The organism is Tabrizicola soli, assembly GCF_015999335.1.
Lineage (GTDB): Bacteria > Pseudomonadota > Alphaproteobacteria > Rhodobacterales > Rhodobacteraceae > Tabrizicola > Tabrizicola soli.
The window spans coordinates 23,189-37,940 of sequence record NZ_JAEACP010000025.1; the positions used below are offsets into that span (position 1 = coordinate 23,189).

At 66.9% G+C, this 14,752-nt stretch carries 15 protein-coding genes; 9 read left to right on the forward strand and 6 right to left on the reverse strand.

The features are described from left to right. The first annotated feature begins 78 nt into the window (after positions 1–78). Genes I7S92_RS19735 through I7S92_RS19755 form a run of 5 tightly spaced genes read left to right on the forward strand, consistent with a single transcriptional unit; the run spans position 79 to position 4,945 of the window. Positions 79–1,218 carry an aminomethyl transferase family protein gene (locus I7S92_RS19735; RefSeq protein WP_197647229.1) on the forward strand — a complete coding sequence of 380 codons (1,140 nt, stop codon included), beginning with the start codon at positions 79–81 and terminating at the stop codon, positions 1,216–1,218. A 58-nt stretch (positions 1,219–1,276) separates the two neighbouring features. Then, a complete protein-coding gene (locus tag I7S92_RS19740; RefSeq protein ID WP_197647230.1) occupies positions 1,277–1,903 on the forward strand; it encodes a dimethylamine monooxygenase subunit DmmA family protein in 627 nt (208 codons plus the stop codon). Further along, the gene (locus I7S92_RS19745; RefSeq protein WP_197647231.1) at positions 1,900–2,862 is read left to right on the forward strand and encodes a PDR/VanB family oxidoreductase; all 963 of its coding nucleotides are present in this window, start codon (positions 1,900–1,902) and stop codon (positions 2,860–2,862) included. The genes I7S92_RS19740 and I7S92_RS19745 overlap by 4 nt, the downstream gene beginning before the upstream one ends. Before the next feature lie 9 nt (positions 2,863–2,871). Next, the gene (locus I7S92_RS19750) at positions 2,872–3,936 is read left to right on the forward strand and encodes a heme-dependent oxidative N-demethylase family protein (RefSeq protein ID WP_197647232.1); all 1,065 of its coding nucleotides are present in this window, start codon (positions 2,872–2,874) and stop codon (positions 3,934–3,936) included. After that, a complete protein-coding gene (locus I7S92_RS19755) occupies positions 3,929–4,945 on the forward strand; it encodes a GlxA family transcriptional regulator (RefSeq protein WP_197647233.1) in 1,017 nt (338 codons plus the stop codon). The genes I7S92_RS19750 and I7S92_RS19755 overlap by 8 nt, the downstream gene beginning before the upstream one ends. A gap of 23 nt (positions 4,946–4,968) precedes the next feature. Here I7S92_RS19755 and I7S92_RS19760 read toward each other — a convergent pair whose 3' ends face one another. Beyond that, entirely contained in the window at positions 4,969–5,841 is an 873-nt protein-coding gene (locus I7S92_RS19760) for an EamA family transporter (RefSeq protein ID WP_197647234.1), read from the reverse strand. Between the two features lie 112 nt (positions 5,842–5,953). Between I7S92_RS19760 and I7S92_RS19765 the strand changes: the two genes are divergently transcribed. Together I7S92_RS19765 and I7S92_RS19770 are read left to right on the forward strand one after the other, a co-directional pair. After that, positions 5,954–8,317 (forward strand): trimethylamine N-oxide demethylase, encoded by a 2,364-nt coding sequence (locus I7S92_RS19765; protein WP_197647235.1) that lies wholly within the window; start codon positions 5,954–5,956, stop codon positions 8,315–8,317. A 13-nt stretch (positions 8,318–8,330) separates the two neighbouring features. After that, positions 8,331–8,711: a group II truncated hemoglobin gene (locus I7S92_RS19770; protein ID WP_197647236.1), complete on the forward strand. Its 381-nt coding sequence runs from the start codon at positions 8,331–8,333 to the stop codon at positions 8,709–8,711. Here the strand turns inward: I7S92_RS19770 and I7S92_RS19775 are convergent. The 3 genes from I7S92_RS19775 to cbiB are packed head-to-tail and all read right to left on the reverse strand — an operon-like array spanning position 8,708 to position 11,688. Continuing rightward, positions 8,708–9,607, reverse strand: a complete 900-nt coding sequence (locus I7S92_RS19775) for a glycosyltransferase family 2 protein (protein ID WP_197647237.1) — start codon at positions 9,605–9,607, stop codon at positions 8,708–8,710. The genes I7S92_RS19770 and I7S92_RS19775 overlap by 4 nt on opposite strands. Next, positions 9,607–10,764, reverse strand: coding sequence for a lytic murein transglycosylase (locus I7S92_RS19780; RefSeq protein WP_197647238.1), 1,158 nt, complete (start codon positions 10,762–10,764; stop codon positions 9,607–9,609). The genes I7S92_RS19775 and I7S92_RS19780 overlap by 1 nt, the downstream gene beginning before the upstream one ends. A gap of 24 nt (positions 10,765–10,788) precedes the next feature. Further along, positions 10,789–11,688, reverse strand: coding sequence for an adenosylcobinamide-phosphate synthase CbiB (gene cbiB, locus I7S92_RS19785; RefSeq protein WP_197647239.1), 900 nt, complete (start codon positions 11,686–11,688; stop codon positions 10,789–10,791). Positions 11,689–11,897: 209 nt separating this feature from the next. On the opposite strand from cbiB, the gene I7S92_RS19790 reads away from it, so the two are divergent. Beyond that, positions 11,898–12,251 carry a hypothetical protein gene (locus tag I7S92_RS19790; RefSeq protein WP_197647240.1) on the forward strand — a complete coding sequence of 118 codons (354 nt, stop codon included), beginning with the start codon at positions 11,898–11,900 and terminating at the stop codon, positions 12,249–12,251. Positions 12,252–12,331: 80 nt separating this feature from the next. Here I7S92_RS19790 and I7S92_RS19795 read toward each other — a convergent pair whose 3' ends face one another. Both I7S92_RS19795 and I7S92_RS19800 read right to left on the reverse strand, forming a co-directional pair. After that, the gene (locus tag I7S92_RS19795; RefSeq protein ID WP_197647241.1) at positions 12,332–12,856 is read right to left on the reverse strand and encodes a L,D-transpeptidase family protein; all 525 of its coding nucleotides are present in this window, start codon (positions 12,854–12,856) and stop codon (positions 12,332–12,334) included. Next, positions 12,853–14,025, reverse strand: a complete 1,173-nt coding sequence (locus tag I7S92_RS19800; protein WP_197647242.1) for a MalY/PatB family protein — start codon at positions 14,023–14,025, stop codon at positions 12,853–12,855. The genes I7S92_RS19795 and I7S92_RS19800 overlap by 4 nt, the downstream gene beginning before the upstream one ends. Before the next feature lie 206 nt (positions 14,026–14,231). Here I7S92_RS19800 and def point away from each other — a divergent pair, with 206 nt between their 5' ends. Further along, the gene (def, locus tag I7S92_RS19805; protein WP_197647243.1) at positions 14,232–14,747 is read left to right on the forward strand and encodes a peptide deformylase; all 516 of its coding nucleotides are present in this window, start codon (positions 14,232–14,234) and stop codon (positions 14,745–14,747) included. Positions 14,748–14,752: the final 5 nt, after the last annotated feature.

Below are 14,752 nucleotides of genomic sequence, written 5' to 3' on the forward strand. Positions count from 1 at the left end.
GTTGCATTTCATTATTGATTTCTGGCGAGAATCGCCTGAAACTGGCGAAAAAACAAACATGCAAACGGGAGTAAACGCATGACCAATTCCTGGCGCTTCTCGACTCTGGGCGATCGTCACCGGGCCCTCGGCTCCAACCTGGAAGACTGGAGCGGGATGGGTACGGCCTGGTCCTATGAAAAGGGTGACCCGGATGCCGAATACATGGCGATCCGCACCAAGGCCGGGCTGATGGACGTCTCGGGCCTGAAGAAGGTCCACATCACCGGCCATGCCGCCAGCCATGTGATCGAGCGCGCCACGACGCGGAACGTCGAAAAGCTGATGCCGGGCCGCGCGGTCTATGCCTGCATGCTGAACGACGCCGGCAAGTTCGTCGACGACTGCGTGATCTACCGCATGGGGCCGAACAGCTTCATGGTCGTGCACGGCTCGGGCCAGGGTCATGAGCAGCTGACGATGGCGGCAACCGGCCGCGATGTCTCGATCCGCTTCGACGACAACCTGCACGATCTGTCGCTGCAGGGGCCGATGGCAGTCGACTTCCTGGAAAAGCACGTCCCCGGCGTGCGCGACCTGGCCTATTTCAGCCACATGCCGACCAGCCTGTTCGGCAAGCCGATCACGCTGTCGCGCACCGGCTATACCGGCGAGCGCGGCTACGAGATCTTCTGCCGTGGCCAGGATGCCGTGGAAATCTGGGACCGCATCCTGGAAGAGGGCAAGTCGATGGGGATCATCCCCTGCCGCTTCACCACGCTGGACATGCTGCGCAGCGAGAGCTACCTGCTGTTCTTCCCCTACGACAACTCGGAAATGTATCCGTTCGAGAACGAGGGTCCCGGCGACACGCTGTGGGAACTGGGCCTCGACTTCACCGTCTCGCCCGGCAAGACCGGCTTCCGCGGTGCCGAGGAGCATTACCGGCTGAAGGGCAAGGAGCGTTTCAAGATCTGGGGCCTGAAGCTCGAGGGCAAGAACGTCCCCGGCAACGGCGCGCCGGTCTTCTCGGACGGCAGACAGGTCGGGGTCGTGACCCAGGCGATGTACTCGCCGCTGAACGACTGGACGGTGGCGATCGCGCGGCTGCCGGTCGATCTGGCCGTCGATGGCAAGAAGGTCGTCGTGAACTGCGCCACCCATGGCAAGATCGCGGCCGAGACGCATTCGCTGCCGTTCTACGACGTCGAGAAGAAGCGGCGCAGCGCGAAGGGCTGATCTTTGCATCGGGGTCCGTCGCTTGCGGCGGACCCCATCCTCCAAGGAACCGGATCCCGTGACGACAACTCTCATCCCCGTGGGCGCACCTTCGATCACCAGCCGCCCGGTCTATGCGCCGCTCGAGCCGCGGCCCGCCAGCCAGCACCTGATCATCGCCGACGGCGAAGGGGCCGAGGCGGTGGTCGCGCTGTTCGGAAAGGCGAACGACCGTTCGGCAATGCTCGCCGCTGCGCAGGTCCTCTATACCCCCGGCCCGAACGGCACCGACCAGAGTGCGGCGCTCGAGGCGCTTGGCGTGGCGCAACTCTTCCGCGCGCCCACGATCCCGGCGCTCTTGCCGCGCCTTGCAAGGGTCCTCTCTGCCGCCCATATGGGCACGCAGTTCTACCTTGCCGGCACCGAGGGGCTGATTGGCCAGGCCGAGCGCGAGGTCATGAACACCGGCTTCCCGCATGCGTCGGTCCAGAAGGAACACCGGGGATCGACCGTGCGCCGGGTGCAATGCGTGCATTGCAAGGGCATTACCGAGAACGTGGCGACCGACCCGTTCAAATGCAGCCATTGCGGGCTGAACCTTTTCGTCCGCGATCATTACTCGCGCCGGATGGCGGCCTTTCAGGGCGTCAACATCGACGCGGAAGACCCCGGCCAGGTGCCGGAAAGCGTGGTGAGGTTCAAATGAGCGGGGGCGCGAAACTCCAGGTCCGGGTGGCCGAGGTCGTCGAGGTCAACGAGCTGATCAAGCGGTTCCGCTTCGTCGCCCGCGACGGGTCCGAGCTGCCGGCCTTTTCCGGCGGGGCGCATACGGTGGTCGAGATGGACGACCAGGGCACGCGCCGGCTGAATCCCTATTCGCTGATGTCCGACCCCGAGGACCGTTCGGGCTATGAGATCAGCGTGCGCCGCGATGAGGCGGGCCGCGGGGGCTCTCTGTTCATGCACCGGCATGTGGCGCCGGGGATGGAGATGGTGCTGTCGAACCCGGTGAACCTGTTCGCGCTGGACAACCGGGCGAAGAAGCACCTGATGATCGCGGGCGGGATCGGGATCACGCCCTTCCTGGCGCAGATCGCGCAGCTGACGCATTTCGGCGGCAAGTTCGAACTGCATTATTCGGCCCGGTCCAAGCCGCTGGGCGCCTACATGGACCGGCTGACGGCGGCGCATCCCGACCGGGTGCATTGCTACTTCGACGAGCTGGGCCAGCAGATCGACCTGAAGCGGGTCCTCGCCAATCAGCCGATCGGGACGCATCTCTACGTCTGCGGGCCGAAGGGCATGATCGCCTGGGTGCTGTCGACCGCCGAAAGCCTGGGCTGGCCGAAACAGGCGCTGCATTCCGAGGAGTTCCTGGCCCCCGGCACGGGTCTTCCGTTCCAGGTCGAGCTTGCGGCCAGCGGCAAGACCATCACCGTCGGGCCCACCCAGTCCCTGCTCGAGGCGATGGAGGCCAGCGGCGTCGACGCGCCCTACCTCTGCCGCGGCGGAGCCTGCGGGCAATGCGAAACGAATGTTCACAAATGCGACGGCACGATCCTGCACCGCGACCACTGGCTGACGCCGGAAGAACAGGCGTCGAACCAGAAGATCATGCCCTGCGTCAGCCGCTTCGAGGGCAAGACCCTCGTCATCGACCGATAGGAGACGACGATGAGCCTTGATTTCAAGACCGGAGCCTTCAACGACTTCTTCCGCGACGAGACCTTCCGCGGCGATTTCACCTATCGCAACTCGAACCCGCGCCGGTTCCCGTTCCCGTTCGACCGCGACGACTACATGTATTCGGTCAACATGGAGCCGCATGTGCCCGGCCGCCCCGGTTCGGTGTTCGAGCACATCTTCGACGTGGACGAACATTATGTCGCCGAGATGAAGGACCGCGCCAAGGTCCTGGCGGACGATCCGCTGCGCTGCCAGTCGCTGCCGCACATGACGCTGGCCGGCTGGGACACGCTGGAACTGGTCATGGAGGCCAAGGCCCGGGATTATCCGCAGTGGTTCAGCCTGACCAAGGACGGCAACCGCTGGCACTGGATCAACCGGCCGCTGGGTATCGAACAGTCGTTCACATTCCTGGACGAATCGACTCTGCCCTACGGGCCGTTCGAATACATCATGCGCCAGACCCAGGGCGACTGGACGCTGCAGGACGAGCGCGACGGGACGCTCTGGATGGATGCGGGGATCGCGACCAGCCAGGCGGACTGGTCGGTGGATTTCGACGTCGGCATGAACTTCCACGAATGGCATGCGCCGGTCCCGCTGGCGCATGAGAAGGGCGTCTTCGACCGGGCGCTGAAGTTCCTGCTCAAGCTGCAGCATGGCGCGCCGGTGCGGCGGTTCAACTGGACGATGACGGTGAACCCGCTGCTGGACACCGCGCCCGAGACCTATCCGAAATGGGGGCCGATGAAGGCGACCCTGACGCCCGAGAACCTGGGCCAGAAACAGCATCTGCGGGTGGAGTTGCAGACGCTTTACCGCCTGCCCCGGTCGAACGCGATCGCCTTCGACATCCGCTGCTACCTGGCCAGCTTCGACGAGATCGTGACCGTGCCGAAATGGGCCCGCCGCCTGCACCGGGTGATCCGCGACCTGCCCGAGGAACTGGCGACCTACAAGGGCTTCCTGCGCAACCGTCCGGCCATGGTGGAATGGCTGGCGAAACATGACGACGGGGCGCCGACCTCGCCCGGGTGGTGGCCCGATGACTGATCGCGCCCCGGCCACGCCCCCGCTGCGGCTGGGGTTCCTGCTGTTCCCCGGTTTCCCGATGGCCTGCCTGACCTCGGCCATCGAGCCCTTGCGCGCCGCGAACGAGATCCGGGGCCGCAAGGAATTCGTCTGGTCGCTGGTCGCCGAAAGCCCGGCGCCCGTGCGGTCGAGCGCCGACATCGGGTTTGATCCCGACGCGACGCTGCTGGAGGCCGAGGGGCTGGATCACCTCTACCTCCTCTCGCCACCCACGGCGGAATATGCCGATCCCCGCCGCTCGCCGGCCCGGCTGCGCTGGCTGGACCGGACCGGGGCAACGCTGGGCGCCTTCTCCGGCGGGATCTTTCCGCTGGCAAGGGCGGGGCTGATGGAGGGGCGGCCGTGCTCGGTCCACTGGTGCTATGAAGCGGCGTTCAAGTCCGACTTCCCCGGCATCGAGGCACGCGAGGCGGCGATCCTGATCGAGGGGCGGCGGATCACGGCCAGCGGCGCGGGGGCGGTGTTCGACCTGATGCTGCGCCTGATCGAGGACCGGCTCGGCCGCGACTGCATGACCGAGGTGGCCTGCTGGTTCCAGCACCCCTTCGTGCGCGATGCCAATGCCAGCCAGAAGGTCCCGGTGGCCCGCGCCGGCGGCACCACCGACACGCTGCCCGCTCCGATCCGCGAGGCGATCCGGCTGTTCGAGACCCATGTCGAGGACCCGTTGCGCATCCCCGACGTGGCAGCGGCGGTGGGCCTGTCGGGCCGGCATTTCGAGCGGACCTTCAAGCGCGAGACCGGGCAGAGCCCCTTGCGGTATTATCACCACCTGCGGCTGATGAAGGCCCGGCAGCGGGTGCTGTATTCCAACGACTCGCTGCGCGAGATCGCGGCTTCGGTGGGCTACATGACGTCAAGCCCGATGATCCGGCACTATACCGAGCTTTTCGGCGTGTCCCCACGGGACGAGCGACGGCTGACCCAGTCGATGCGCCGCGCGCCGGTTCGGGTGGAGGCGGCGGAGTAAGGGCGCAAGGGCAGGGCGGTGACTCACCCACCCTGCGCCAGGCTTTGCAGGCCCAGGCCGCCGATCCCGCTGAAGACGGTCAACACGCCCAGCCATTGCAGCGGCCGGACCCGCTCCCGCAGGATCCAGGCGGCCAGCACCACGGTCAGGACGCCGAACAGCGACGCGGCGACCGAGGCATATTCGGCGCGTGGCAATTGCCCGGCGGCGGTTACCAGCCCCAGCGCCAGCGCGTCGAAGGCCCCCATCAGCACCAGAAGCCAGGCCTGTCCCGGCGCCGGGGCAAGCCGGGCGCGTCGCAGCAGCGCAATGCCGAGGATCGCGGCGAGGGCGGCGACCCGCCCGATCAGCATGACCGGCAGTTCGGCCCCCTGGCGCGCCGCCTCCTGCCCGAGCGCGAAGCTCATGGCGAAGCCCGCCGCGCTGAGCCCGGCCCAGCCCATCGCCACCGCAGCGGGAGCGGCATAGCCTTCGGGCCCATCCTCGCGCGAGGCGGTGGCGACGATGGCGATGCCCAGGACGATCGCCACCACCGAAATCCAGTCTCCCGCCGTGACCGGCTGGCCCTGCGCGGCGGCGATGACCAGCGAGAGCATCGGGAAGGCCCCGATCACCGGCGAGACAAGCCGCACCGGCGCAAGGCTGAAGGCCCGATACAGCGCGCCGCCCGCCAACGCATAGGCCAGCCCATAGGCCAGCGCCACCGAGATGGCGCCATTGGTCATCGCCGTCCAGTCCCCGAGCGCCAGCGCGACCGGCGCCAGGGCAAGGCTTCCCGCACCGAAGACCACCAGCATGATCGGCAACAGCATCGCGCCTTGCGTCAGCTTCCGCGCCAGGAGGTCGTGGCCCGCCCAGACCAGGGCGGCGGTCAGGCCGAAACTCAATGCCAGCATTTTGCAGCTTTCCACACATCGATTGCTTGCGTCAAAATGACCCTGTCGCTATTCTTGGTGATGAACAAGTTTTATCCTCATTAAAGACGGCGTGCCGCCCACGGGGGAAACCATGCTCGACTATCCCGCCATTCTGCAAGGTCCGCCGCGCCCCAGCCGGATCCTGACGCCGCAAGGCTATTCGCGCCACGCCGGGCAGGAGCGTCATGTCGTTCCCGGCGGCGGGGCGCTGCTCATCCAGCTGATGACGGGCGACCGGCTGACGCTTGTCAACGACGAGGGCGGCCAACCCGTCGAACTGGTCGCGGCGGCGAAGGATGGGCGGATCGACGCGGCGATCCTGGGACAGGCGGCGAATTCCCCGGCCGAAGGGCTGAAGGCGATGCTTGCCTCGGGCGAGGAGAGCCTGGCCCGGCTGCGCAAGGGACTGGCGGCGCGGAAGATCGACCTTGGCAAGGCCGGGGGCCTTCGTCTGTTCGGGTCGGAAACTCTGGCCGGGGCCAGGGCCGAACTGACCGCGCTGGACGATGGCTGGCTGGTCGCCGCCGCCCCCGGCCTGCCGATGGCGCCCGAAGCGCAGGATACCGCGACGCAGGTCACCCTGCTGGTGCAAAGGGCCAGGCCCCGGATGGTCGGCCAGTATGACCTGCCCGACCCGCTGGCCGATCCGATCCTGGACCTGCGGGTGAAGTCGGCCACGGCCGAGAGCTATTTCGTCAAGGCCGGCGACTATATCCAAATCCTCGACGTCGACGGGCGGCAATGCACCGACTTCCAGTGCTTCGACGCCCGCAAGCTGGACAAGGGCATCCAGCACGCGCTGGACGTGACGACCAGCCGCACGTTGATGGGGCATGCCTATTCGATGCCCGGCCTGCATTCGAAATATTTCGACCAGGACTGGGTGCCGCTGGTCGAGGTGGTGCAGGATACCGTCGGCCGGCACGATGCCTTCGCCATGGCCTGCGCGTCGAAATATTATGACGACATCGGCTATCCGGGCCATGTCAACTGCTCGGACAATTTCAACAAGGCGCTGGCGCAGCATGGGGTGGACCCGCGGCCCGGCTGGATGGCGGTGAACCTGTTCTTCAATACGAACATCGATTCACATGGCGTCCTGATCAGCGACGAACCCTGGTCGCGGCCCGGCGACTATGTGCTGTTCCGGGCGCTGACCGACATCGTCTGCGTGAACTCGGCCTGCCCGGACGACACGTCGCCGGCGAATGGCTGGTATCTCTCGGACATCCATGTCCGCACCTATTCCGGGGCGGAGAAATTCTCCCGTTCCATCGCCTATCGCCCCACGCCCGCCTCGGAGCCGAAGATGACCAAGGAAACCGCCTTCCACGACCGGATCAGCCAGAAGACCCGCAACGTGGTGGAATACAAGGGCTACTGGCTGCCGCAGGTCTATTCGCAGAACGGTGCGCTGGAGGAATACTGGGCCTGCCGTCAGGCCGCCGTGGTGCTGGACCTGTCCCCCCTGCGCAAGTGGGAGGTGACCGGCCCGGACGCCGAGGCGCTGATGCAATGGGTGCTGACCCGCGACATGAAGAAGCTGAGCCAGGGCCAGGTGGTCTATTCCGCCATGTGCTATGAGCATGGCGGGATGATCGACGACGGCACCGTGTTCCGCCTGGGCCGCGACCAGTTCCGCTGGATCGGCGGCGACGAATATGGCGGGCACTGGATCCGGGAGCAGGCCGAAAAGCTGGGCCTGCAGGCGATGGTGCGGTCGTCCACGGACCAGTTGCACAACCTTGCCGTCCAGGGTCCGAACAGCCGCGAGATCATGAAGCGCATGATCTGGACCGCGCCGCACCAGCCGACGATCGAGGAGCTGGGCTGGTTCCGCTTCACCGTCGGCCGGATTGGCGGGCCGTCGGGCGCGCCGGTGGTGGTGTCGCGGACGGGCTACACGGGCGAGCTGGGCTTCGAGGTCTTCTGCCATCCGAAGGACGGTTCGGCGGTCTACGATGCGGTCTGGGCCAATGGCGCTGACCTGGGGCTGAAGCCGATGGGCCTGGCCGCGCTGGACATGGTGCGGATCGAGGCCGGGCTGATCTTTGCCGGCTACGATTTTTCCGACCAGACCGACCCGTTCGAGGCCGGGATCGGCTTTACCGTGCCGCTCAAGTCCAAGACCGACGATTTCGTCGGGCGTGATGCGCTGATCCGCCGGAAAGAGCATCCCAGCCGCAAGTTCGTCGGCCTCGACATCGATTCGAACGTCGACGTCGGCCACGGCGACTGCCTGCATGTCGGCCGGGCGCAGGTGGGCGAGGTGACCTCCTCGATCCGCTCGCCGATCCTGGGCAAGAACATCGCGCTGGCGCGGGTGGACGTGGCCCATGCCGAGGTGGGAACGGCGCTGGAAGTGGGCAAGCTGGACGGCCAGCAGAAGCGGCTGCCGGCGGTGATCGTGCCGCTGTCGCATTACGACCCGAAGAAGACCCGGCCGCAAAGCTGAGAGGAAGCCGCGCATGGACCCGATGATCGAGCGCATTGGCGGTGAGTCCAAGGTCCACTTGCTGGTGAACCATTTCTACGACTTGATCGAGACCCTGCCGCAGGGCAAGGCGATCATGGAGATGCACCTCAAGGGCCACGGTCTCGCCCATGTCCGCCCCGAACAGTTCGAATTCCTCTGCGGCTTCTTCGGCGGCCGGCGCTATTATCACGAGCGTCACGGCCACATGAACCTGCGCGAGATCCACGCCCATGTGGACATCCGCCTGCAGGACGCCGAGGACTGGCTGGCGCTGATGGACCGCGCCATGGTGGAGACCGGGGTTTCCGAAACCGAGCGGACGCAGATCATGGCCACTTTCCGCCGGGCCGCGCTGACGCTGGTGAATGTCTAGCCGAAGGCCCCCGCGCGGAGGCCGGCGACCTTTTCGCGCAGGGCCAGCCTGGCCGTGACCACCCGGCCGATCGCCTGCAATTCGCGCGAGACATCCATCGGCAGGATCTGGGTCCGGCGGTAGAAGGCGTCCACCTCGTCCGGCGTGGCCCCGGCAAGGAACTCTGCCAGCGCCGGGTTGAACTGATAGGCCCCGCGCAGCACGCGGAAGTTCAGCGCGGCCTCCCAGGCGGCGCGGTCCTGGGCGTGGAAGTGCAGAAGCCGCGCCTCGCGGCACCAGTCGGGGGCGGGCAGGCGCTTGCGGTGCAGCATCACGCTGTGCAGCCGGGGAGAAAGCCCCTTGATGCCGGTGCGGAACAGGACCTTGCCGACCGAATGGCTGAGGATGCCATTGCGGATCACGCGTTTGTAGGGACCCAGCGCGGGCATGCGGAAGCGCCAGACGTCGTGCGTCAGGGCGCCGCGGAACTCGGACGCCGTGTAGATGTCATCGGGCAGCATCGGGTCATGCATCGCCTCGAAGGGTTCCAGCTTGACCACAGGCCGGTCGGCCGGGGCCTCGCCCAGGATGTCGCCCAGCGGCCGGTCGGCCTGGATGAACTCGTCGACGTCGATATGGCCCAGCCAGTTGGTCCGGGCCTGCAGATAGGCGTCGCGGGCGTTGCGGGACTGCCGGTTCTGGTGCTGGTGGTGCCGGGTCTTGTCGGCCCAGTAGCCGGCGTCGCACAGGGTCGCCGTGATGCGCGGGTGCCCCTGCAGCGCGGCATGGGCCGGGTCGGAAGGGTCGTCGAAATAGACCCAGAGATGCCCCGCGCCGATCGACAGGTGATGTGCGACCCAGGCGAGAACTTTCTCCTCGCTCGCCTTGACCGTCGCGACGAGGCCCCAGCTGACCATCAGAGCGCGTCCAGGAGGTCTCGTGTCGGCCAGCCGTCGGCGGGCAGGCCCAGGCGAAGCTGTTCCTTCTGCACCGCCTTGCGGGTGCCGGCGCCGAGGATGCCGTCGATCTGGCCGACCTCATGGCCCAGCGCGGCAAGCTTCTCCTGCAGGGCGGTCATCTCTTCGGGCGAAAGTGCGGGGTCGGGCCCGCCCGCCGCGTAGGGGATCGCCCCTTCGATCCTTGTGGCGAAATAGGCGGCTGTGGTGACGTAGACGAAGCTCTTGTTCCATTCGAACAGGGTGCGATAGTTCGGATAGGCTAGGAAGGCCGGCCCTTTCCGCCCCTGCGGCAGCAGGATCGAGGCCGCAAGCCCCGGCGCCAGCGGCCCGTTCCGCGGCGCGACGCCAAGCGCCGCCCAGTCCTCGGTCACACGTTCCGTCTCCAGCCCGGACAGCGACCAGTCGAAGTCCCCGGGCAGGGTGACCTCGGCCAGCCAGGGCTGTCCCGCGCGCCAGCCGTGATGCTGCAGCATCCGCGCGCCGGAAAGGATCGCATCGGCCTCGGAGGATTTCAGCAGGATGAGCCCGTCGCCGTCCCCGTCCACCCCGCGCTCCAGGATGTCCTTCGGCAGCATCTGGACCATGCCGATCTCGCCCGCCCAGGCGCCGGTGGTGTCCAGGTCGAACTCGTCCAGCGCATGCAACTGCGCGGCGGCAAGGACCTGGGGCTGGAACAGCTCGGGCCGCCGGCAGTCGTGCGCAAGGGTCAGCAGCGCATTGCGGGTGTTGAAATTGCCCTGGACCTGGCCGAAATCGGTCTCGAAGGCCCAGAAGGCCAGCAGGATCCCGCGCGAGACGCCATATTCCGCCTCGGCCTGATCAAAGATCGTGTTCAGGCTTTCCGACCTGGACTTTGCGGTGGCAAGTCGCTGCTTCGAGATCAGCGATTGCGAGAAGTCGAGGAAGGTCTTGCGAAAGACGCCCTGGCTGCGGTCGGCCTTCAGGACCTTCTGGTCGATCCGGGCGCCCGTGAAGAACTCCCCGGCCTTGTCCGCGGGCACGCCGGCGGCGACGGCCTCGGCCTGCATCGCCGCGAGGAAGGTGCCGAAATCGCCGCCACAGGGGGCAGCCGCGGCCGGGGTGGCGAGGGTCAGGACGACGAGGGCGGCGCGCATGGGATCTCCGGCTTTGCGGAGAATCTAGGCCAGCGCCACCAGGACGGCAACGGCCAGCAGCGCGGCCCAGACCCGCCAGAGCGCATTGGCGGCGGCGTCGATGTCCTCGGGGCCGGGGTCGCGGCGGCCTTCGGGCCAGACCCAGGGATAATGCTTGCGGATGCCGTTGTAGCTGCGCGGGCCGGAAAGCGCGACGTTCAGCACCGGGGCCAGCGCGGATTCGGGCCAGCCGGCATTGGGGCTGCGGTGCTTGGGCGCATCGCGCAGGATCGGCGCGGGATCGACCCAGCCATGCGTCAGCGCGATCAGAAGCGCGGTCAGGCGGGCGGGGATCAGGTTCAGGAGGTCGTCCAGCCGCGCCGACGCCCAGCCGAATTCGCGATATTTCGGGGTCAGGTGGCCGATCATGCTGTCGGCGGTGTTGACCAGCTTGTAGGCCAGGATGCCGGGCAGGCCGAGGAGGAGATACCAGAAGATCGGCGCGACCACGCCGTCCGAGAGGTTCTCGGCCGCGCTTTCGATGGCGGCGCGGGCGATGTCGGGGCCGGTCATCTCGGTGGTGTCGCGGCCGACGATCATGGCAACGGCCTGCCGCCCCTCGACGACCGAGCGGCGCAGGGCACCGGCCACGGCGCGGACATGCTCGACCAGGCTTTTCTGCGCGATCAGGATGGCAAGGGTCAGGAGTTCCAGAAGGCCATGGTCCGGGATCGCGTGGATCAGCCAGCCGAGGACCAGGCCGGTGAAAAGCAGGCCGGCGGCCACGATGACGCCCTTGGCGCGCAAGGCGGCGCCCCGGTTGAAACGCCGGTCGCACCAGCCCACCAGCCGGCCCATCAGCACGGCCGGATGCGGCAGGCGGTCCCAGACCGCCTTCGGTTCGCCGAACAGGGCGTCAAGCGCCATCGCCAGGATCAGGATCATGCGCCGGTGGTTCCCGAAACCTTGCCGATTCGCAAGCGGCGTCAGGGTGTTGCGGCCTTTTGCCCAAGGCGGGGAAGGCCGCTCAACCGAAGGATGCAGGAAATTGCGGCTTTCAGGACATCTGGCGTTTACATTTCGCCACTATCCTTGGCGCAGCTTGATTTTTTCGGGCCCGGATCCAGACTGGAAGCAAGATGCAGGGGGCTGCCATGCTTGAGTTTCTGCCCAAGGAAGTGCGCGAGGGGCTGGAGGCCGCGCGCAAGAAGGATCTTCGCCGCAAGTCCCGGCTGCGGGTCCAGGTGGGCGATGCGGTCTTTCCGGTGCTGCGCTTCTGGGACCAGGGCTTTGCGCTGGACGCGGACCTGTCGCCGGGCAAGCTGCGCGGGTTGGTCGATGTCTACGACGGCTCGCGGCATGTGTTCCAGTGCCTGATCGTCGCCTCGGCGATCGAGAATGGCGAACTGGTCTGCGACTTCAAGCGTGCGACGGCGGTGTCGGACCGCGCGCCGCTCGACTTCTGGCGCGACGAGAACGCGCCGGTGGGTTATCTGCCAAGGACCTGAACGGGTCGCGGATCCCTCCTCGTTCGACTTCGTCTCCTCGTCGGCGCGCTTGCGAGGAGTGACGAAGTCATCGACGAGCGTCAGGGCCGGATTTCCACCCTGGTGCCGACGGGCGCGACCTGCCAGATCTCGCGCATCTCGGCATTGGTCAGGGCGACGCAGCCCGCCGTCCAGTCGCCGCCCAGCTTGAACCCCTCGGACAGGGCATTGGGCTGGCCGTGGATGAAGATGTCGCCGCCGGGATCGACTCCGGCCTTTGCGGCCTCGGCCCTGTCCCCGGCGCGCGGGTAGTCCAGCCCCAGCGACAGGTGAAAGGCGCTGCGGTCGTTGCGGCGGTCGATGGTGAACTCGCCCTCGGGCGTCTTGCCGTCGCCCTGGCGCCGCTTGTCCCCCTCGGGCGCGAAGCCCAGTGCGACCCGGTAGCTCCGCACCGTCTTGCCGTCCTGGATCAGCGACATGCGCCGCGCGGCCTTCTCGATCACGATCCGCTCCACCGTGCCGGTCAGGGGCGGCAAGGGGGCCGGCGCACGGAACAGCGGCGCCGCGAGCAGTCCAAGCGCGGCCGCCAGCGCCAACCAGGCCAGCCGCCGCGCGAGGCGCTTCATTGCAGGTCGGCGAAGGCGTGCTGCAGGCGTGCGACGGCCTCCGCCACCTGGGGGCGCGGACAGGCGAGGTTGAAGCGCAGGTAGGCCTCGCCCCCCTTGCCGAAGGCCGCGCCGTGGTTGGTCGCGATCTTCGCCTGCTTTTCCACCCGCTCGATCACCTCGGCCGGAGTCATCCCGGTGCCCGAGAAATCGACCCAGGCCAGATAGGTCGCCTCCAGCGGCGTCGAGCGCAGGCCGGGGATCCCGGCGATGCCTTCGTCGAACAACCGGCGGTTGCCGTCCAGATAGCGCATCAGGTCATCGACCCAGGCCGCGCCCTCGGGGCTGTAGGCGGCCGTCGCCATATGCATCCCGAAGGAATTGGGCGAGATGCCGAGCGCATTGATCGTATTGGCAAAGGTCTTGCGCAGCGCGGGATCGGCGATGATCACGTTGCCGATATGCGCGCCCGCGATGTTGAAGGTCTTGGTGCTGGCGGTCATCATCACCAGCCGGTCGGCGATGTCGGGCGCGGCCTTCGCCATCACCAGATGCTTCTGTCCCGGGAAGACCAGGTCATGGTGGATCTCGTCCGAGACCAGGATCAACCCGTGCTTCACGCAGAAATCGGCGATCCGGCGCAGCTCTTCCGCCGTCCAGACCCGCCCGCCCGGATTGTGCGGCGAGCAGAGGATCAGCATCTTCTCGCGGCCGGTCAGCAGCCCCTCCCAGGCGGCAAGGTCCAGCCGCGCGGTGCCGTCCTCCAGGGCCAGCGGACATTCCAGCACCTCGCGGCCCGCGGCTTTGATCACCCGGGCGAAGGCGTGGTAGACCGGCGTCATCAGGATCACCGCGTCGCCGGGCTGGGTGAAGCTGTGCACGCAAAGCGCGGTGCCGTTCACCAGGCCATGGGTGGTGAAGATCCACTCGGGCGCGACCTCCCAGCCGTGGCGGTTGGCCATCCACCAGCGGATCGCCGCCAGATAGGCGCTTTCGTCGCCGAAATAGCCGTAGACGCCATGGGCCAGCATCTTCTCCAGCGCGGCCTGCACGACCTGCGGCGGGCGGAACTCCATGTCCGCGACCCACATCGCCAGCCCCTCGCCGGGCGGCAGGCCATAGAGGGAGGGCATCATGTCCCATTTCGCGCAATGCGAGCCGGTGCGGTCGATCGGGGTGTCGAAGCTCATTCAGGCTGGTCCTTCTTGCGGAATTTTCATCCGATTATCTTTTTATGAATGGGAAGTCATTCTGATTATTCAGATCAGATTGGGAATATGTTCCTTGCTTGGCGATAGATGAATAACTTCGTCCCGCATCGCCGTCTTCCCTTTCCCGCATCCTTTTCCGCGCCTTCCCCTTGCCATGTCGCCCCGGCTTTCGTAGATCGCAACGCATGATCCGCCCCATCCTGATCCATCCCGATCCGCGCCTCAAGAAGGTCTGCGACCCGGTGGCCGAAATCACGCCCGAGTTGCGCCAGCTGGCCGGCGACATGCTGGAAACGATGTATGACGCGCCCGGCATCGGCCTTGCCGCGCCTCAGGTCGGCGTGACGAAACGGCTGATCGTGATGGACTGCATCAAGGACGGCCCGCCGGAACCGATTGCCCTGTTCAACCCGCAGGTCCTCTGGTCCTCCGAGGACCTGTCCACCTATGAGGAAGGCTGCCTCTCGATCCCCGACCAATATGCCGAGGTCAAGCGCCCGGCCGAGGTTCAGGTGCGCTGGACCGACCTGGACGGGCAAGAGCAGGAGCGTCAGTTCGCCGGGCTCTGGGCGACCTGCGTGCAGCATGAGATCGACCATCTGGATGGCAAGCTCTTCATCGACTACCTCGGCCCGCTGAAGCGCCAGATGATCACCCGCAAGATGGAAAAGCTGAAGCGGGAACGCGCGCGGGCGGTCTAGCCCGG